Genomic DNA, 17485 nt, shown 5'->3' on the forward strand with positions numbered 1-17485 from the left:
AAAAAGGGCGTTCCGCCTTCCGGAACACCCTCCTGTATTTTATTCTGCTATTTTATTTTTACCAATTTTTGTCTTCATAAGATACCACAGTGAACCTGTAATACATACAGAAGAATATGCACCCCAGACAATTCCTACCATAAGCGGAAGCGCAAATTCTTTAATAGAGCTTACACCCATAACATAAAGTACTGCTACCATAATAAAAGTTGTCAGGGAAGTATAAATACTTCTCGTCAGCGTTCTTGTAATACTGCGGTTGACCACTTCCTGAATCTTCTCTTTTGTCTTTACTCCATGGATTGTCTTTAACTCCTCACGGATACGGTCAAAAATAACAATCGTTGCATTGATTGAATATCCGACAATCGTCAGCATACATGCAATAAAGGTCGTTCCGACAGAAATTCTTGCCACACCGTAGAATGCAATGACAACAAGCACGTCATGAAGCAGCGCTGTAACTGCACTTGTAGCGAAACGGATATCACTGAATCGGAACCAGATATAAAGAAGCATACAGATCGCTGCGATCACAACTGCAACAACCGCATCGGCACGCATCTCCTTACTAACCGTTGAACTGATATTTTCCGTTGTAATTTGATCTTCTTTGGCGCCAAACTGCTCTACGAGCGCTTTGGAAAGTTCTTCTCTTGTCTCCAGATCCAGCGTCTGCGTTTTAAAGATCACTTGCGTTGTTCCCTTTACAATCTGCTGCTGTACATTCTTATCGCCTGTAATCTTTTCAATGACCGGAATAATTTCCGCATCGACTTCTTTCAATGTGTATTCCTTATCAAATGTCACATTTGTAGAAGTTCCTCCCTTGAAATCAAGGCTGTAATTAAACGCACCTTTTCCCTGACTTGCATTGAATCCCATGATTCCGAACCCAATCACCATAATGGCAATAGAAAATGCAAAGAAATACTTCTTCTTGGCAAGGAAGTCAATACTTCCTTTTCCACTCTTCGGATTGTAGAATTTCACATCGCGGAATCCAACAGCATACAGAGCGTTCACAATAAATTTCGTCACAAAGATTGCTGTGAACATCGAAAGCACGATACCAAGTGCCAATGTCTGTGCAAATCCCTTTACACTTCCGGTTCCCTTCAGTCCTAACACAAGAGCTGCGATCAGCGTTGTCACATTACCGTCGATAATCGCAGAGAGCGCTTTCTCAAATCCGGTCTTTAACGCTGTACGGACAGTTCTTCCTGCTGCCAGTTCTTCCCGCACCCGGGCAAAGATAATGACATTGGCATCTACCGCCATACCGATAGACAGGATAATACCTGCAATTCCCGGAAGTGTCAGCGTAATATCAAATGCGTTTAACACAACCAGCGTCAATCCTGTATAGATCAGAAGTGCAAGTCCGGAAGCAAGTCCCGGAATCAGGTATACAATACACATAAAAATAATGACAATCGCAAGTCCGATCGCACCGGCTTTTAAACTTGTCGATACCGCTTCTTCTCCGAGCTGTGCGCCGACAACATTGGAACGGAGTTCATGAAGTTCTAACTGAAGTCCTCCGATACGGATTGTGGAAGCAAGATTTTCTGCCTCTTCAAAGCTTGCCATACCGGTGATTTCTGCTGTTCCTCCGGAAATTTCACCATTTACGCTCGGCACACTGACAAATGCATCATCATAATAAATACCAATCGTATCTCTTCCGGCTTCGAAAGCTGTTTTTGTTGCTTTCGCAAATTTTGTTGTACCTTCTTTTGTCAAAGTCAGTTCTACCACATACTGTGTCGCACCTGACTGCTGATCTTCATACTGTCCGGCCTTTGCAGAACTTACATCTGTACCATTCAGTACAATTCCGCCATTCTCCTGGAGTTCACTGAGCTCTTTCGTCAGCTTATACTCTCCCGTTGCAGTATCTAATGTATAGTTCTCATTGCCCTCTGCATCTTTGTGGGCAATAAAATAGAGTGAGCCTGGTTTTCCAAGTTCTGTTAATACTTTATTGGCATCAGACACACCCGGAATTTCAATATTGATCCGGTCATCGCCTTCCTGATAAACAGTTGCCTCTGTACTATATTGATCTACACGCTTCTGAAGCTTATAGATGGTATCGTCCATTGCTTCCTGTGTAATCTTATCTCCTTGTGCCTGGTAGGTGATACTGACACCGCCGGCAAGATCAAGTCCAAGCTTAATGTGCTCTGCCGCACCTGTTTTCTTCGGTCCGAATCCGACAATCGTTGTAAATGCAAGAAGCGCAATTACTGCTGCCGTTGCAATCAGGACGCCTATGCCTTTATTCTTCTTCATCACTTACATCCTTTCCTCTGCCAGAGCTGCCTTAATCATAATTGCACATTCTACTCTCTTGCGCTCCATCTCACAGCCGACTTCATATACGTCATTGATAGAACCGCAAAGCTTATGCCCGTTTGCTGCACATCCGCCGCTGCAGTAGAACTTTGCAAAACAGTTTTTGCATTTTTCTTTTGTGTACACATTGCAGTCGCGGAAACGGTCTGCAATCTCCGGTTTCGTAATTCCCTCGTCCACATTTCCCATCAGGAAATCATCTTCACCGACAAACTGGTGACAAGGATATAAGTCTCCCCACGGTGTTACCGCAAGATATTCTGTTCCGGATCCACATCCGGACATTCTCTTATAAATACACGGTCCGCCTGTCAGATCGATCATAAAGTGGAAGAAGTTAAAACCTTTTCCTTCCTTCTCTCGCTCGATCATATACTTCGCAAGCTTATCGTACTCTTCAAAAATCTTAGGAAGATCTTCTTTCTGGATCGCATACGGCTCAGACTCGTCTCCGACTACCGGCTCGATAGACATCTGCTGAAATCCAAGCTCTGCAAAATGTTTCACATCCTCTGAAAAATCCAGATTGTTTCTTGTAAACGTACCTCGTACATAATAGCGTTCCTGATCTCTGCTGTCTGCAAGCTTCTGGAACTTCGGCACGATCAGATCGTAGCTTCCTTTGCCATTTCGGAACGGACGCATAAAGTCATTGACTTCTTTTCTTCCATCAAGACTCAGGACGACATTGTCCATCTCTTTATTAATAAACTCCTGAATCTCGTCATTGAGCAGCACACCGTTCGTTGTAACAGTAAAACGGAAATGTTTGTCATGGAGCTTCTCCTGCTCTCTTCCGTATGCCACAAGGTCTTTCACAACCTGCCAGTTCATAAGCGGTTCCCCGCCAAAGAAATCGACTTCCAGATTTCTTCTGCTTCCTGAATTCGCAATCAGGAAATCAAGCGCTTTCTTTCCGACCTCGTAAGACATGAGCGCCCGTCTTCCGTGGTATTCGCCTTCTTCTGCGAAGCAATATTTGCACGCAAGATTACAGTCATGTGCAATGTGAAGACAAAGTGCTTTCACAACTGTTTTCCGCTTCTTCACATCCTCGATGATCGGCTCATAAATGTCTTTTGTAAACAGCTTTCCTTCTCTTACAAGCTCTGTAATATCTTCCAGAGCTTCTGCAAGCTCTTCTGCAGGATATTTCTCCTCCAGCTTCTCTCTTACTTCACGGACAGTACTTTCTTCCTGAAGCATCGCCTCTGTCTTATCTGCTTTCATGCTGTCAAGTACAGCAATCACATCATACACAAGCTCATCTACAACATGTACGGCGCCGCTGTTGACATCAAGTACGATCCGGTATCCATTGTTCTGGTACTGATGAATCACAACAGTTACCCCTTTCTATATAAATTCTATAACAATAACAAGCAGCGACCTAAGCCGCTGCTCTCACACATCTCAAATATGTAATTTATTTGCTGTGTTCGCAAGTCTGGTTTCCTACTGTGCAGGATGTCTTACAAGCAGACTGGCAAGATGTCTGGCATTCTCCGCATCCGCCTTTTTTCAATGTCTGATTAAGTGTCTGTGTATTCAATGTTTTAATATGTTTCATTTCTTGTTCCTCCTCACGCATAATATTAATCGCATATAGTATAGCATATCTGTATCTGTTTTAAAAGCATTTTTTTCACGAAACCATTCCTCCAGCCATTCCCCCTCCGACACAAAGCAGACAGGTCATAAAAATATTCACTGCGCTTCCCTGAAATGTTCTGTAAATGCCAAAGGAAATCAATGCCAGCAGAAGAAAATAACAGATTCCCACAAAAATTCCCCAGAGATAACGTCTCTGTCCTGCAATTTTCCCCATGATAAGTCCGCCTGAAAATGTAGAAATGAAATAAATTACCTTAATCCCAAAGGATACTTTACTCTCATCCAGATTTTGCCAGAACAGCATTGCTGCCAGCAATACAAGAAGCACCCCCGTCACCACATACGATGCCAGAAGTGCTTTCATCATTTGTACCATCCTCATATCTGTTCTTAACTTTTTGTCCATATCTTTCTACCCCTTTCCCGATACAACGCCCAACCAATCGCTTTGCTGTTATCAAAGGGTATGCTCTTCTTATTTCAAATATAACTGATTCTTACCTATTGTTCCATCTGTCTTGCAAGAAAAATTGCTGCGCAGCGGGCAAGTTTCTCCTGCGGCTCTCCAAAAACAGCGCTTCCTTCCCGCCCAAGTAAAATCACAGCTCCAATCGTATCTCCTTCACAGATGACCGGACAGATGAGTTCCTGTTCATATGCTTCCCGTTCCTGCTCTGTAATCGGTACATAAGACACTTCTCCGGCACCGCTTTTTAATAATTCTCTCTTCTCAATAGCTTGTGACAGTTCCTTTGTAATATATTTCTCCGCCAGTTCTTTCCTTCTGCTGCCGCTTGCTGCAATGACCTGATCCTTATCGCAGATACATACGAGACTACCTGTTGTCTGGGCAAGACATTCCGCATACACTCCTGCGAACGTTCCCATCTCACCAATGGGCGAATATTTTTTTAAAATAATCTCCCCTTCCCGGTCTGTAAAAATTTCCAGCGGATCTCCCTCCCGGATGCGAAGCGTCCTTCGAATTTCCTTCGGGATCACAACACGCCCCAGATCATCAATTCTGCGCACAATTCCTGTTGCTTTCATATAAAAAATCCTCCATTGACTATTCTTTCCATTTCTGGGAATAGTATCTGCAAATGAAAGATTTCTTATGCAAAATTTTCTTTACCATTTTCGTATCTGCTTCATCCTGTTTTTAAAAATGATAGATCCGTTTCAGTCTGCTGCCAAGACGGCTGAACAATTCATTTGCAATTGTATCTGCCCGATCTGCCAGTTCTGACATTTGAATTTCTTCTTTACCGTCTCGTCCGACCAGCGTCACAACATCTCCTTCTTTTACATCTTCTATTTCTGTCACATCAATCAGCGCCTGATCCATACAGATTCTTCCCACAAGCGGAACACGTTTTCCATGCACCAGCACTTCTCCTTTTCCACATGACAGCGCTCTTGGCAAACCGTCTGCATATCCGACAGAGATACAGGCAAGTTTTGTTTTTCTCTCAGCCTGAAATGCCCGTCCATATCCTGCCTGTTCTCCTTCCTCAAGTTTTCGCACGGAAGTTACCCTTGCTTTTATCTCCATAACCGGCGCAACCGGAATCTCCACACGCACTTCATCCCTGCCTGATGAAAGACTCCCATAGAGGAGAATCCCAATTCTTGCACAGTCACATACAAGTTCCGGGTAATTCACAAGTCCATAGCTGCTCTGCATATGCAGAGACGGAAGCGGGATTTGTTCTGATCGTAAATATTTCACTACTTCCTCAAATCTTCTGATCTGTTCCTTCGTAAATAACATATCTTGTGCTTCTTGGCTGTCTGCTGCACAAAAATGCGTATACATGCCGCAGATATGAAATGCCGGATCTAAAAAGAGTCTTTTTATATCTTGAAGCTGATCCCATCTCACTCCCTGCCGATGCATCCCCGTGTCAATCTTTACTTCTGCCTGCAGTCCCTGTTCCCGCCTTTTTAGTGCATCCGCATACGGCAGACTGATAATCGTCTGACAGAGTTCGTATTTCTTTAATTCTTCCGCTCTCTCCGGATCTGTATAGCCGAGGATTAGAATTTTTCCGCAAATTCCTTCCCGCCGAAGTGCAATTCCTTCATCAATCGTTGCCACCGCAAAAGAGCAGACTCCAACAGCATTTAATGCCTTTGCCGTCTCTACGGCTCCATGACCGTACCCATTGGCTTTCACAACTGCCATCAGCTCGCAGCCTTCTTTCAGAAATTTTTGAATGATTTCTGCATTTTTCTGTAACTGTTTCAGATTCACTTCTATCCATGCCCGGTCTTTTTTCATTGTTTCCTTTCTCATAGCTGTCCTTCTTTCTTATAATCTAAGTTTTCTCTTTCCAATCCATTTCTTGCTGTAACTCCACCCTGCTGCCACTATCATACTGACCACTGTGACACTCACAAACTGGATCAAACTGTTTTCCACCAAAAGCTTCTCCTGATGTATCAGCTTTGCCGCTCCGCGCATTCCGATAATCACAAGTGGATGTATCACATAAACTGCAAGCGCAATATCGGCACATTTCGGACGTCTTCTTCCTCTTACATGCAGAAGAAGTGAAAATAGAAAATACATCACCGGCACAAGCATGATATACATACTGTCATGTCTTGGAAGATCGGCGCTGTGAAGCCAGAAGGCTTCGATAAAAAGCAGCACAGACGAGATGCAAAGACCTATCGTTCCTTCCCGCACCGTACATTTCCTCCCCCGTTTTATACAAGCTCCAAGGAGCAGATAAACCGGTGCAAAAAACAGACCATTTCTCGTATAATCGCATACATGAAAGATCATTTCGTATATCGAACGCACAATGGGAAGATTATGTGATATGCCATAATAGCTATCGCCTAACAACCCTGCCAGATAGAGCGCAAGCACACACTTCCACGTTGCTTTCATTCCAAATGTATATAAAAGCCATCCGGTAACCGCTACTCCCAACATGACGGCCGGCAGATACCAGAGATGATAAAATGTTCCATTGATCAAAAGATCCCGGACAATTTCTCCGACAGAATTCTTTTGAAAATATCCTGTATAAATATTGACCGGAAGATATAACAGGATTGCCCAGACATAAATCATACCCGTCTTTTTACAAAACTGTTTCAAATGTTCATATCGTCTTCTTTCGTCTTCCTTTCCTCCGAGCAAAAAGAATCCTGTTGTCATAAAGAAAAACGGAACTGCCGTGCGCGCCGCTATCTTTGTCAGCGCCATATCTGCCAGTTCGTTATAAGATGCCAGCGGCGAAATATGGATTGCTGCTACCAGAACCGCAGCCACCACCCGAAACACATCAATGCCTGCATATTCTTTTGTTTTACTCTCCATTCGTATTTTCACTCCATACGGTCAGAATGAACCCGTCTACATTATTGCCCGATACCTGATACAGTATATCTTCCGGCAATGTGACAAACATTTCCTCTGTACTCTGCCGCAGATAAGAAACGGATGCCGTCCATTCCTCCCCTTTTATTTCCAATGCCTTTTCCGGATACGGATACTGTCTGATCAGTTCAATATATTCTTCCAGGCAAATCGCATGTTCTTTCATAAACCTTGCATGCGGTACTCCTACATATCGAAAATGCCATGGTTCCCAGCCGATTTTTGTAACGTTTTCCTTCTCTTTTCCGTAGCGCTCTACAAACCCATATCTCGGTGCTTTCTCCCGGAATTTTTGGCAGATTCCCTCATAAGGAAACTCCGGACAAATAAAATCCAGTTCTGTTGCCGCCTGTCCAACATCAATCGCAAGTCCTGTCTGATGCTCACTGTGATCCGGAAGCGCCACATACTTTCTTGTAAAACTTTCTCCGTGTTCCAGCAGCGCGTCTTCATAAATCTTTGTCTGCTCTTCAAATGAGCGGTAACCGCTGACGGGAATAATTTCTGCTTCTCCGCAAATCTCCCGAATAAGACATGCAAGCATCGAAGCCGCTCTGTTCCCGAGCAAAACTTCCGGATATCTGCTGTCTGCCGGAACAAGGCGCTGTACTGCATTCTGCCTTTTCAAAGCAAAGTCTTCATTTACAAGAATCAGATCTCCACGGTACACATCCTCTTTTCGAAAACACACTTCTCTCATCACATCCTCCTTACCGGCATTTGACAGATACCTGAATCAATTTGTCAAGAATCTCTGCAAATCCCATCCCGATTCCTTTCATCATGTTCGGATAACGGCTATGAGACGTAAATCCCGGAATCGTATTGACTTCATTAAAAATAAGTTCACGCTCCGGTGTCAGAAACATATCGACCCTGGCAAATCCGCTGCATCCAAGCGCCCGATAGATCCGCTTTGCCGTTTCCTGTATTTTACGCTCCGTCTCCTCATCAATTCTTGCCGGCATATGGATCTTAGATGTCTTTAATGTATATTTTTCTGTATAATCAAAAAATCCTTCCGTCAGCTCAATCTCATCTGCACGTCCTGTCAGAAGTTCTTCGGTTCCGAGAACTGCACATCCTACTTCAAACCCTGCAATCGTCTCTTCTACAATCACTTCGTTGTCATGTGTGAAAGCATTTTCCATTGCATCAAACAATTCCGTTTCTTTATAAACTTTTGTAATTCCAAAAGAAGATCCTGCACGAACTGGTTTCACAAAAACAGGATAGCTGATCTCCCGGATCTGCTCTTTGATTTTCAAAAGAAGTTCTGATTCGTGCTTTGCTTCCAACCACTGTGCTTTCGAAATCACAACTGCCTTTGGTGCGCGAATGCCTGCCTCTTCTGCCAGACGATGTGCTCTGTCTTTATCCATACAAATTGCCGAGGCCAGCATGCCGCATCCTATTACCGGAATTCCTGCAAGCTCCAGAATCCCCTGTACCGTTCCGTCTTCCCCATTTTTTCCGTGAAGCATCGGAAATGCAGCGTCAATTTTTATCACCTGCATTTTTCCGTCTCTCCATTCCAGCACACCGTGATGACTTCTGTCCGGAGATATGACTGCCGGGCATAACTCCTCTTCCTGCTTATGCCAACTATCATCCAGCAGTCTGTCTAAAGCTCCGGAATATCGATACCATTTTCCCTCTCTTGTGATCCCGATTCGGATCACCTCATATGTTTTTTCATCTAAATGACTAAGTACTGCATGTGCAGACTGTAATGAAACCGGATATTCTGTAGAACAGCCTCCGAATAATACTGCTATTTTCATAAAATAAAAACCTCCTTACTTTTGATAACATGATTTTATCAAAAGTAAAGAGGTCAATTTTTCGTTTCTCCTCACAGATATAATACAAATTTCTCCGTAAATTCTTTAGATTTTATGAAGATGCCCCGAAGCTTCCGGTTTCACCGCAAGGCAGCTGAATCTCAAACCGAATCACTTCCTCAGCGCTGTAGGCTGTGATTGTTCCGCCATGCAGTTCCACAATCTCTTTGGCAATCGCAAGACCGAGACCGGCACCTCCGCTCTTCGTCGTCCTTGCAGTGTCCAGCCGATAGAATTGTTCAAAAATTCTTGACAGCTTCTCCGGCGGGATCGTTACACCACGGTTTGTACAGGTAATGCAAAGCATTCCTTTCTGATCTTTAGCATAGTTTACCGAAAATACGATTTCTTCATCTTCATAACTGTAGTTGACTGCATTTCGCAGCAGATTGTCAAATACTCGCTGCAGTTTTCCGGCATCGCAGACGATCATCACATCTCTCGGTGCATCAAGCCGGCATGTCAGATGTTTCTCATCCAACATAGGCTGAAATTCAAATGTCAGCTGCTCAAGCATCCGCGTCAGATTCACACGGCTTTTCTCAAGCGTAAGGTTGGACAAATTAAATCTCGTAATCTCAAAAAATTCATTGATAAGATCCTCAAGCCGCTCTGCTTTCTCAAGCGTAATAGATAAATATTTCTCTCTTAACTCTTCCGAAATCTGCTGTTCGTCCCGCAGCAGAGTCAAATAACCGATCACAGAAGTGAGCGGAGTTTTTAAATCATGGGCCAGATAAACGATCAAATCATTCTTCCTCTGTTCTGCCTCTTTTGCCGCTCTGGCATTTCGGTCCACAGCGGACTTTACTTTATTCAAATGCATTTCTGCATCCCGCAGATCCGGAGACAGCTCAATCATCTCTCCCTGTTCTTTGTAAATACTCTCCACACCTGTAAGTACATCGATCAGATACTGAAACGGTTTCCGTAAATACCACAATACCATGAGCAGATATCCCACCATCATACATAAAATAAAAAACAGTTCAATCCGCATCTCAATCCATTTCAGAAAATCGTACAGTGGACCCGGATACCATGTAATCGAAGAAACCACTGCCATCATAAAGAGATATCCGGCAAACATCAAAATCGGAAAGCCGATCATCCCTGCAATTAATTTCACCAGATATCTTCGGAAAATCCGATAGACCGACTGACGTACTGTATTACTTTCTTTCTTACTCAATCTGATACCCCACTCCCCACACAGTTTTTATAAACTTCGGATTCCGCGCCGGTTCATGCAGTTTCTCCCTGATTCTCCCGATATGCGCCATAACCGTATTGTTATTGTCATAATATTTTTCGCCCCAGATTGCTTCAAACAATTCTTCAGACGCCACCACCTTCCCGCGGTGTTCACAAAGGTACCAGAGAATTTCAAATTCCAGCGGCGTCAGCGGCACTTCTTTTCCATACAGTGTACACTTATGCGTTTCTTTATTAATCAATAAGCCACGAATATCATACTCCTGCTCCTGCTCTTCTGTTTGTTTGGACTGTTCTGCCTGATTATACCTCTTATACCGGCGAAGCTGAGTCTTCACGCGTGCAATGACTTCCAGCGGATTGAATGGTTTCAGAATATAATCATCTGCACCGATCGTCAGCCCCATAATCTTGTCCGCATCTGCCACCTTTGCTGTCAGCATGATGACCGGATAAAAATGTTCCTCGCGGATCTTCTGGCAGATTCGAAACCCGTCAATATCCGGTAGCATCACATCTAAAATTGCCAGATCAAGCTTCGTTGTGCGAATACACTCAAGCGCATCTGCTCCATTATAGAATTTATGGATCAAAAACCCGTCATTACCGAGATACAGCTCCAGAAGATCTGCAATCTCCTTTTCATCATCTACAATTAAAATATGTTCTTTCATGTTCTTTCTCCTGTAAGACATTCTTTATTTATTATACAAAACTCTCTTTGGAAATACAATCTTCTCTCTGGTATTCTGCCTGACTTTTGTGTATAATAAAACTATTCAGAAATGTTAGGAGGAATACATCATGAGTATGACAGATAAAGTAAGAAGCGCTATGGTAGCAGCGATGAAGGCAAGTGATAAAGAGACAAAGGAATCCCTTTCTCTTCTCTTATCTGCCCTTAAGAACAAAGCCATCGACAAGCGTGCAGATCTGACGGAAGAGGAAGAAGTTCAGGTCGTATTAAAAGAGATTAAACAGACAAAGGAAACTTTAGAATTAACTCCTGAAGACCGGGCAGACATCATCAACGAATGCAGACAGCGCATCCAGGTGCTTGAACAGTTTGCTCCAAAGATGATGGACGAAGCTGAGATTCGTCAGATCATTGACGAGACATTACAGGAAGTTCAGATAGAAGCTCCGACCGCGAAAGACAAAGGCAAGATTATGAAAGTCCTGATGCCAAAAGTCAAAGGCAAAGCAGATGGCAAGCTTGTGAACGAAATTCTCATGTCTTATTTCCAGTAAAAATATTGGGGACAGCATTTTCCACGAATGAATGCTGTCCCTTTTTATTGCAGTATATTTTTTACGATAATTCCATATTCTTATGACAATTCTGTTTCAGACAAACCTCCCGGGCTTCGCTTTTTCTTTCCCGATCTGCATTGAGTTTCTCATAGAAATGATATAATTTCTTTGCCTGACACATCACATCCCGCTCTTCGGCACATTTCCGGCCCTGCTGTGTCAGATCCGGAAGGGTTCCATTCAGAATCTCAGGAATCTTTTCCCGAAAATCTTTTAGATTCGTTCCTTTATATACATCCTTTCCATTGATCAGCCAGTCATCATACACCGGGATCGTCCTTAAAAGTACCGGGATCTCAGATGCCAGCGCCTCCAAAACAACAATTCCCTCTGTTTCTTCATAAGATGGAAAGAAAAACAAATCGCAGCTGCTGTATGCCATCTGCAGTTCTTCTTTCGGCAGATATCCCATAAAATGCAGATTCGGCAGCTTCTTATGGACAGCTTCCCTTACTTTTTTCGGAATCTGACTGTCCGGTGTATATCCAAACCAGAGAAACTGGTACTCCGGCATCTGTTCTGCCAGAGCCACAAAATCCAGAATTCCTTTCCGCTCAAAATAAAGCCCTACCGACATAATCAGTTTTTCTTCTGCTCCAAATCCGTATTTTCTGCGAAATAAAATTCTTGCAGCTTCATTTTTCTGAAAAAGATTCGTGTCTACTCCGTTGGAGATTGCTTCAATTTCATTGTCAATCCCATATCCTTTCAACAGCGACTTGGAATATTCTGTCGGTGTCAAAATCAAGTCCCCGGTCTTATAGCATTTTGTAATCCACTTTCGAAACAATGGGGAAATCACATTCGATCCAATAAACGAATTGCGAAAATCTTCCTCCGTAGAATGTGCATGATAGACTACTTTTTTTCCTTGCCGTTTTGCCCGTTTCGCCATTCGGTAATCACTTGGAAAAATGGTATTAATATGTACAATATCATACGAATCTGACGGATCCATTGTCACACTGGCGCCATTTCTCCTAAGAGATTCTTCTTGCATGACCATAGCGCGCCCAACACCGCTCTTTAAAACGACCTGCCTGTTCTTTGCATATAACAAAACTTTCATATTCTTCATACCTTCTTTTCAATAATGTGTGATAATAACAGCTCTCTACCCTTGTTCCGAACCGCTTTGTTCCAAATTCCTCTGCAATCTGACGGCTTCTTATGACTGCATTTTCATATACGTTTTTCTGATCAATCAGCGTCACAATCCCTGCCGCAAATTCTTCCAGTGTTTCATAAGCAAATCCATTTTTCCCCTCTTCCAGCACACCATCCAGACAATCGTCTTTCCTGCAGACAAGAGGAAGACCGCTTGCCATCGCTTCAATATAAGTAAGTCCCTGTGTCTCGCTTGTGGAAGCACATACAAAAATATCTGCCATCTGATAGTAGTCTTTCGTTTCCTCCGGTAAAACCATTCCTGTAAACCGCACGGATCCTTCAATTCCAAGCTCCCTTGCTGTTTTCTCAAGACTCTCTCTTGCCGGTCCGCCTCCCACGATCATCAGAATCACATCTTTCCTCGTCTTCAAAAGCTCCTGCATTCCGAAGAGCAGTTCTTCAATCCGCTTCTCAAATCCAAGCCGTCCAAGACTTAAAATCACTTTCTTCTCTTCTTCAATCCCGTACTTCTCACGAATCGCCTTTGAAACGATATCATTTTCTTTCTCCATAAATTTTTGTATTTCTATTCCAGACGGAATAACTGTAATATCCTGCTCCATTTCATATTCCCGCAGCGTTTTCTCGACTTTTTTTGTAGGTGCGATAATCATATTCACCGGCTTTAACCTCATCCGCATCCAGTTCCCAAGAGCTGCGCGGCCAATGGATTTTCCTATCGGAACATATTCCGTATATTGTTCATATAATGTGTGATATGTATGAATCAGCACTGCACCGGTCTCTTTGGCAATTCGTTTCGCATACCCAAAAGTAAAAAATTCACACTGGCTGTGGATCACATCCGGTTTCCATGCAATCAACTCCCGCACATATTCGCTGCCCCGTGATACCGGAATCCGGATATCCGGATAAATACCGGAAGGCACAGACATAATATAGTACACATTTTCTTTCCGGTAAGAAACACAGCTATTGGATACTGTCAGAATCTTTACTTCATGTCCCTGGGCTGTCAGTTCCCGCTCCAGATTTTTTACAGATGTAACAACACCGTTAATGGTTGCCTCAAATAAATCACTTGTAATTAAAATTTTCATACCTTTTTCCTCTCTTCCTTCTGACACTACCCAAGTAAGCCTGATAAAAATCCTCCCGCATAAACAAGTGCCATGCTGTATGCTGCAATCGAAGCCGGCTTGCCAAGCAGGATGATAGCGGAAAATTTCTTCCAGGACATTTTCGTTAAACCTGCAATCATGCAGAGCACATCGTCCGGTGCACATGGGAAGAAAATCGCCGCAGCAAAAAATTTGTCGAATTTTTTCCCCTTTTCCAACCATGTAATATATTTATTGTACGTTTCTTCCTTCACAAAGAATTTCACAAGACACTGACCATATCGGCGGGCCAGATAAAAGTTAATACAGGAACCTGCCACAATGCCAATGTAGTTATAAAGCAGTCCGTACCATGGACCAAACACAACAACTCCCACCGCACATGTAATTCCGCCCGGAATGACCGGAACAACAACCTGTACCATTTGAATGATCATAAACGTAACCGGTCCCCATATACCACCCCGGCTTACCAGTTCTTCCATCATCGCTCTATCTGTAAAAATTCCGCTTTTCAATCCGTAAATGACAAATGAAATCATAGCTGCCGTACATAATATCGTAACGATATTGACTGCCCTTCTAAATCCTTTTTTCTCCATGTCTTTTCCTCCCATCGCTGTCATTTTTCTTCTTTTGTTTCCTTTTCTTATCTGCTTTTATCATACAGGAGCAAAATTAAAATCCATGAATGGAATTATTAAGACTTTTTAAATATTTGGCGTGAATTTCTGATGATTTTCTTTAGATAACAAAAAAAGGACTATGATTTCTCATAGTCCCATTCATAAACATGTTTTGTTTTCTATTCTTCTGTCGTGTCTGTACTTTCCTCAGCGTTTCCGGTATCTGCACTGTCTGCGTCTGCATTTTCTGCATCCGCCTCTTCCGTCTTAAGCGTTACTCCCTGCTTTTCAAAGTCAAGCTTCTCCAAAAGTTTCTTATCTTCTGTAATGTCAGCTTCTTTCTCCCAGCCTTCGTATACTTCTTTGAATTTCTCCTGCTTGCGTTCCTGTACAATTGTTTCTTTTCGCTGATCTGTTGCGTCCCGATCCAGTTCACTTGTTACACGGCCAACATAGTAACCACTGTCTGACTCAAATACATCTGTTGTTCCGCCCACTTTTAATTCATTCAGCTGTTTTACCATATCTTCTGTCGGCGCTGTCGTACCTTCTCCAAATGAAGAATCTACTGCTGAATATCCGTTTTTCTCTGCAAATGCCTCAAAATCTTTTTCATTTTTGACACTCTTTGCAAATGCTTCCGCTTCCTTCTTCAGATCCTTTTTCTCTTCCGCTGTCATTGTCTCAGTTGTTCCATCCTCTTTCGTCTTTGTAAAAGAGAAAAGTACATACTGCATTCCTTTGCGTCTTGCCTCATCATCAGAAACTTCCGTATCTGCTTTTGCAGTAATTGCATCATGCATCTTCTTCTGCTCTGTCATAAGTGTAAGAAGACGTTCCACTGTCTCCTCATCTCCTGAAACCGCCTCCAGATCTTCTTCCTTATTGGCTTTTACAAACTCTTCGGCAGCTTTCTTAATCTTTTCCTTCTCTGCTTCTGTCAGAGTGATTTCGTATTCGTCCATATGATCTTCCAGAACGCACATCTGTTTCAGCAGCTCTACAGATGTCTCTTTCATAGACTGCTCATATGTTTTCCCTTCACCGACTTCTGCAGACCACATCGCATCAATGCCGCCCATCATCTGTGCATAATTTGTCTCATAAACACCCTGCTGATAGCGCACATAGAAATTTAAAAGTCCCATTGTGATCTCTGTATCGTCTACTTTTGCAATAACTTTATCTGCATTCACTGTCCCGCAGCCAGTAACACCTGAAATCGCCAGCGCTGCTGCTGCCGCAAGTACTGCTGCTCTTTTCTTTAAGCCTTTCATCTTCTTCCTCCTGATACTTAGTAACTATCCTATTATAGTCCTTTTTCTTATGAGTATCAATGCTTATCACAAATTTTTCACGTTTGCAATATGGAAATGTGATAAAAACTTATAGAGCTTCGGTACATTCACTTAAAGCAATTTTCTTCATTCTCACGCTTCTTACTCTTTCATTTTCGGCTTTACTGCAAAAATCACGATGAAAAATCCTATTATCGATACAATAGCCGCTAACCAGAATACCGCATTTACTCCATTTTGGATATTAGATACATTTGTCGGATCTGATACTGTATTGAAATCATAGGCAACTCCGTATACAGCCGAAGCAATTGTACCGGAAAGACTATTTACAAAATTAACAAGAGATGTTCCAACTCCCATATCTGCCGGCTGCAACGTAGCTTGTGCACAAGCTGTGATAGAAACCGAACGATAGCTTTCTGCAATACCAGTAATTGTCAATGCGATAAAATAAACCAAAATAGGTGTTTTAGGCGTAGTAAAGCCCATAACTGCCATTGGAATTCCGGCCAATAATGTTCCTATTGCCATAGCTTTCCATGAATTTGCCAATTTTTTTCCTACCCAGACTCCTGCAATAGTTGGCAAGAAGATTGTAATAATAGTCCGCGGCATCTGTAAAGCTCCCGCCATACTTGTTGAAGTTCCCATAACCTTCATAGCACCAATCGGCGCATAAATGTTCATTGCATTTTGATAAAAATAGCAAATAAATCCTACAATCAGAAATACCGTATACTGAGAATTTTTAAATAACTTTAGCGGAATCAATGGCTCCTTTGCCTTTTCTTCTATTTTTATCAATGCAACCAGCGCTGCAATACCAATAATAAATCCTGCGATAATTGCCGGATGTGTCCACCCCAGTGAAGAACCAAAATTTAACGCAAGCAAAATTCCACAAATTGCAATAACAAGCGCTATAATACCAGGAACATCAATTACCACTTTTCCCTCTCTTTTTTGATTCGGCATATTAATTCCTATCAAAAGCACACCTGCAAGTAAAGGGATAGAAGGCATCAAAATTGCAACGGTCAAAAGTCCCATATCTGTAAGAAATCCAGCAATAATACTGCCGCCAAAACCTCCGACCGCAACTGCAGTTGCCAACATTCCCATTGCTTTTGGTACATCTTTTTTCTCATTAATTAATCCCGCAATAATATAAGGCGCTGCCGCAAATGCTCCCTGTGCAAAGCCAATCAAAAGTCTTAACACCATCAACGGAACAAGTGAATGTACAAACGCAAACGCAATCCCGCACACTGCACAAATAATTCCCGGTATTACTACAATATTTCTCCTGCCAATTAAATCCCCAAGTTTTCCTCCGATCGGTGTCATGATTGATAAACCAAGTCCCGCGAAAATTGAAAACAAAGATACATATCCCATTGCATTTACACTTTCCAAAATTGGTGCTGTTAATGTCGAAAATACAAGTCCGTACATGGCCACTGAAAGCATCATGCAAATACATCCAATCTGAACAGCATTTTTCTTCTTTTTCGGTAATAAAATTGCCACAGTTGATTGTTCTTTTTCCATAATTAAATGC

At 42.6% G+C, this 17485-nt stretch carries 17 protein-coding genes; 1 reads left to right on the forward strand and 16 read right to left on the reverse strand.

Annotated elements, in window-relative coordinates; translation table 11 throughout:
• Positions 1 to 39: 39 nt before the first annotated feature.
• The 11 genes from secD to vanR form a co-directional block, all read right to left on the reverse strand.
• On the reverse strand, positions 40 to 2298 hold the full coding sequence (gene secD / locus KFE17_06605; GenBank protein QUO33388.1) for a protein translocase subunit SecD: 2259 nt from the start codon (positions 2296 to 2298) through the stop codon (positions 40 to 42).
• Positions 2299 to 2301: 3 nt separating this feature from the next.
• Positions 2302 to 3702: a thioether cross-link-forming SCIFF peptide maturase gene (gene scfB / locus KFE17_06610; GenBank protein QUO33389.1), complete on the reverse strand. Its 1401-nt coding sequence runs from the start codon at positions 3700 to 3702 to the stop codon at positions 2302 to 2304.
• Between the two features lie 85 nt (positions 3703 to 3787).
• Positions 3788 to 3931 (reverse strand): six-cysteine ranthipeptide SCIFF, encoded by a 144-nt coding sequence (scfA, locus tag KFE17_06615; GenBank protein ID QUO33390.1) that lies wholly within the window; start codon positions 3929 to 3931, stop codon positions 3788 to 3790.
• A gap of 75 nt (positions 3932 to 4006) precedes the next feature.
• A complete protein-coding gene (locus KFE17_06620) occupies positions 4007 to 4381 on the reverse strand; it encodes a TIGR04086 family membrane protein (GenBank protein QUO33391.1) in 375 nt (124 codons plus the stop codon).
• A 95-nt stretch (positions 4382 to 4476) separates the two neighbouring features.
• Positions 4477 to 5025: a stage V sporulation protein T gene (spoVT, locus tag KFE17_06625; protein ID QUO33392.1), complete on the reverse strand. Its 549-nt coding sequence runs from the start codon at positions 5023 to 5025 to the stop codon at positions 4477 to 4479.
• 112 nt (positions 5026 to 5137) lie between these two features.
• Positions 5138 to 6259, reverse strand: coding sequence for a serine racemase VanT catalytic subunit (vanT, locus tag KFE17_06630; protein QUO33653.1), 1122 nt, complete (start codon positions 6257 to 6259; stop codon positions 5138 to 5140).
• A 30-nt stretch (positions 6260 to 6289) separates the two neighbouring features.
• On the reverse strand, positions 6290 to 7312 hold the full coding sequence (locus KFE17_06635) for an acyltransferase family protein (protein ID QUO33393.1): 1023 nt from the start codon (positions 7310 to 7312) through the stop codon (positions 6290 to 6292).
• Entirely contained in the window at positions 7302 to 8072 is a 771-nt protein-coding gene (locus KFE17_06640; protein QUO33394.1) for a M15 family metallopeptidase, read from the reverse strand. Before KFE17_06640 ends, KFE17_06635 begins: the two co-directional genes overlap by 11 nt.
• A 10-nt stretch (positions 8073 to 8082) precedes the next feature.
• Positions 8083 to 9156 carry a D-alanine--D-serine ligase VanG gene (vanG, locus tag KFE17_06645; protein QUO33395.1) on the reverse strand — a complete coding sequence of 358 codons (1074 nt, stop codon included), beginning with the start codon at positions 9154 to 9156 and terminating at the stop codon, positions 8083 to 8085.
• Positions 9157 to 9268: 112 nt separating this feature from the next.
• The gene (locus tag KFE17_06650) at positions 9269 to 10327 is read right to left on the reverse strand and encodes a HAMP domain-containing histidine kinase (protein ID QUO33654.1); all 1059 of its coding nucleotides are present in this window, start codon (positions 10325 to 10327) and stop codon (positions 9269 to 9271) included.
• Between the two features lie 73 nt (positions 10328 to 10400).
• Positions 10401 to 11105 (reverse strand): VanR-ABDEGLN family response regulator transcription factor, encoded by a 705-nt coding sequence (vanR, locus tag KFE17_06655; protein ID QUO33396.1) that lies wholly within the window; start codon positions 11103 to 11105, stop codon positions 10401 to 10403.
• Positions 11106 to 11235: 130 nt separating this feature from the next.
• Here vanR and KFE17_06660 point away from each other — a divergent pair, with 130 nt between their 5' ends.
• Positions 11236 to 11682: a GatB/YqeY domain-containing protein gene (locus tag KFE17_06660; GenBank protein ID QUO33397.1), complete on the forward strand. Its 447-nt coding sequence runs from the start codon at positions 11236 to 11238 to the stop codon at positions 11680 to 11682.
• A gap of 61 nt (positions 11683 to 11743) precedes the next feature.
• On the opposite strand, the gene KFE17_06665 is transcribed toward KFE17_06660, so the two are convergent.
• The 5 genes from KFE17_06665 to KFE17_06685 all read right to left on the reverse strand — a co-directional run bounded on the left by KFE17_06665 (position 11744) and on the right by KFE17_06685 (position 17475).
• Positions 11744 to 12814 (reverse strand): glycosyltransferase family 4 protein, encoded by a 1071-nt coding sequence (locus KFE17_06665; GenBank protein QUO33398.1) that lies wholly within the window; start codon positions 12812 to 12814, stop codon positions 11744 to 11746.
• On the reverse strand, positions 12726 to 13976 hold the full coding sequence (locus KFE17_06670; GenBank protein ID QUO33399.1) for a glycosyltransferase family 4 protein: 1251 nt from the start codon (positions 13974 to 13976) through the stop codon (positions 12726 to 12728). Before KFE17_06670 ends, KFE17_06665 begins: the two co-directional genes overlap by 89 nt.
• A 26-nt stretch (positions 13977 to 14002) precedes the next feature.
• Complete coding sequence (locus KFE17_06675) at positions 14003 to 14599, reverse strand: TVP38/TMEM64 family protein (protein QUO33400.1); 597 nt, start codon at positions 14597 to 14599, stop codon at positions 14003 to 14005.
• A 203-nt stretch (positions 14600 to 14802) separates the two neighbouring features.
• Positions 14803 to 15900: a peptidyl-prolyl cis-trans isomerase gene (locus KFE17_06680; GenBank protein QUO33401.1), complete on the reverse strand. Its 1098-nt coding sequence runs from the start codon at positions 15898 to 15900 to the stop codon at positions 14803 to 14805.
• A gap of 162 nt (positions 15901 to 16062) precedes the next feature.
• The gene (locus tag KFE17_06685; GenBank protein QUO33402.1) at positions 16063 to 17475 is read right to left on the reverse strand and encodes an MFS transporter; all 1413 of its coding nucleotides are present in this window, start codon (positions 17473 to 17475) and stop codon (positions 16063 to 16065) included.
• Positions 17476 to 17485: the final 10 nt, after the last annotated feature.

The organism is Faecalicatena sp. Marseille-Q4148, from assembly GCA_018228665.1.
GTDB lineage: Bacteria > Bacillota > Clostridia > Lachnospirales > Lachnospiraceae > UBA9414.

Coding starts and splice junctions, on each gene's coding strand:
- scfA (QUO33390.1), bottom strand. CDS start 3,931: ATGAAACATATTAAAACATTGAATACACAGACACTTAATCAGACATTG.
- KFE17_06660 (QUO33397.1), top strand. CDS start 11,236: ATGAGTATGACAGATAAAGTAAGAAGCGCTATGGTAGCAGCGATGAAG.
- KFE17_06635 (QUO33393.1), bottom strand. CDS start 7,312: ATGGAGAGTAAAACAAAAGAATATGCAGGCATTGATGTGTTTCGGGTG.
- KFE17_06680 (QUO33401.1), bottom strand. CDS start 15,900: ATGAAAGGCTTAAAGAAAAGAGCAGCAGTACTTGCGGCAGCAGCAGCG.
- KFE17_06675 (QUO33400.1), bottom strand. CDS start 14,599: ATGGAGAAAAAAGGATTTAGAAGGGCAGTCAATATCGTTACGATATTA.
- KFE17_06670 (QUO33399.1), bottom strand. CDS start 13,976: ATGAAAATTTTAATTACAAGTGATTTATTTGAGGCAACCATTAACGGT.
- KFE17_06650 (QUO33654.1), bottom strand. CDS start 10,327: ATGATCGGCTTTCCGATTTTGATGTTTGCCGGATATCTCTTTATGATG.
- KFE17_06685 (QUO33402.1), bottom strand. CDS start 17,475: ATGGAAAAAGAACAATCAACTGTGGCAATTTTATTACCGAAAAAGAAG.
- vanG (QUO33395.1), bottom strand. CDS start 9,156: ATGAAAATAGCAGTATTATTCGGAGGCTGTTCTACAGAATATCCGGTT.
- spoVT (QUO33392.1), bottom strand. CDS start 5,025: ATGAAAGCAACAGGAATTGTGCGCAGAATTGATGATCTGGGGCGTGTT.
- KFE17_06640 (QUO33394.1), bottom strand. CDS start 8,072: ATGAGAGAAGTGTGTTTTCGAAAAGAGGATGTGTACCGTGGAGATCTG.
- KFE17_06620 (QUO33391.1), bottom strand. CDS start 4,381: ATGGACAAAAAGTTAAGAACAGATATGAGGATGGTACAAATGATGAAA.
- secD (QUO33388.1), bottom strand. CDS start 2,298: ATGAAGAAGAATAAAGGCATAGGCGTCCTGATTGCAACGGCAGCAGTA.
- vanR (QUO33396.1), bottom strand. CDS start 11,105: ATGAAAGAACATATTTTAATTGTAGATGATGAAAAGGAGATTGCAGAT.
- vanT (QUO33653.1), bottom strand. CDS start 6,259: ATGAAAAAAGACCGGGCATGGATAGAAGTGAATCTGAAACAGTTACAG.
- KFE17_06665 (QUO33398.1), bottom strand. CDS start 12,814: ATGAAAGTTTTGTTATATGCAAAGAACAGGCAGGTCGTTTTAAAGAGC.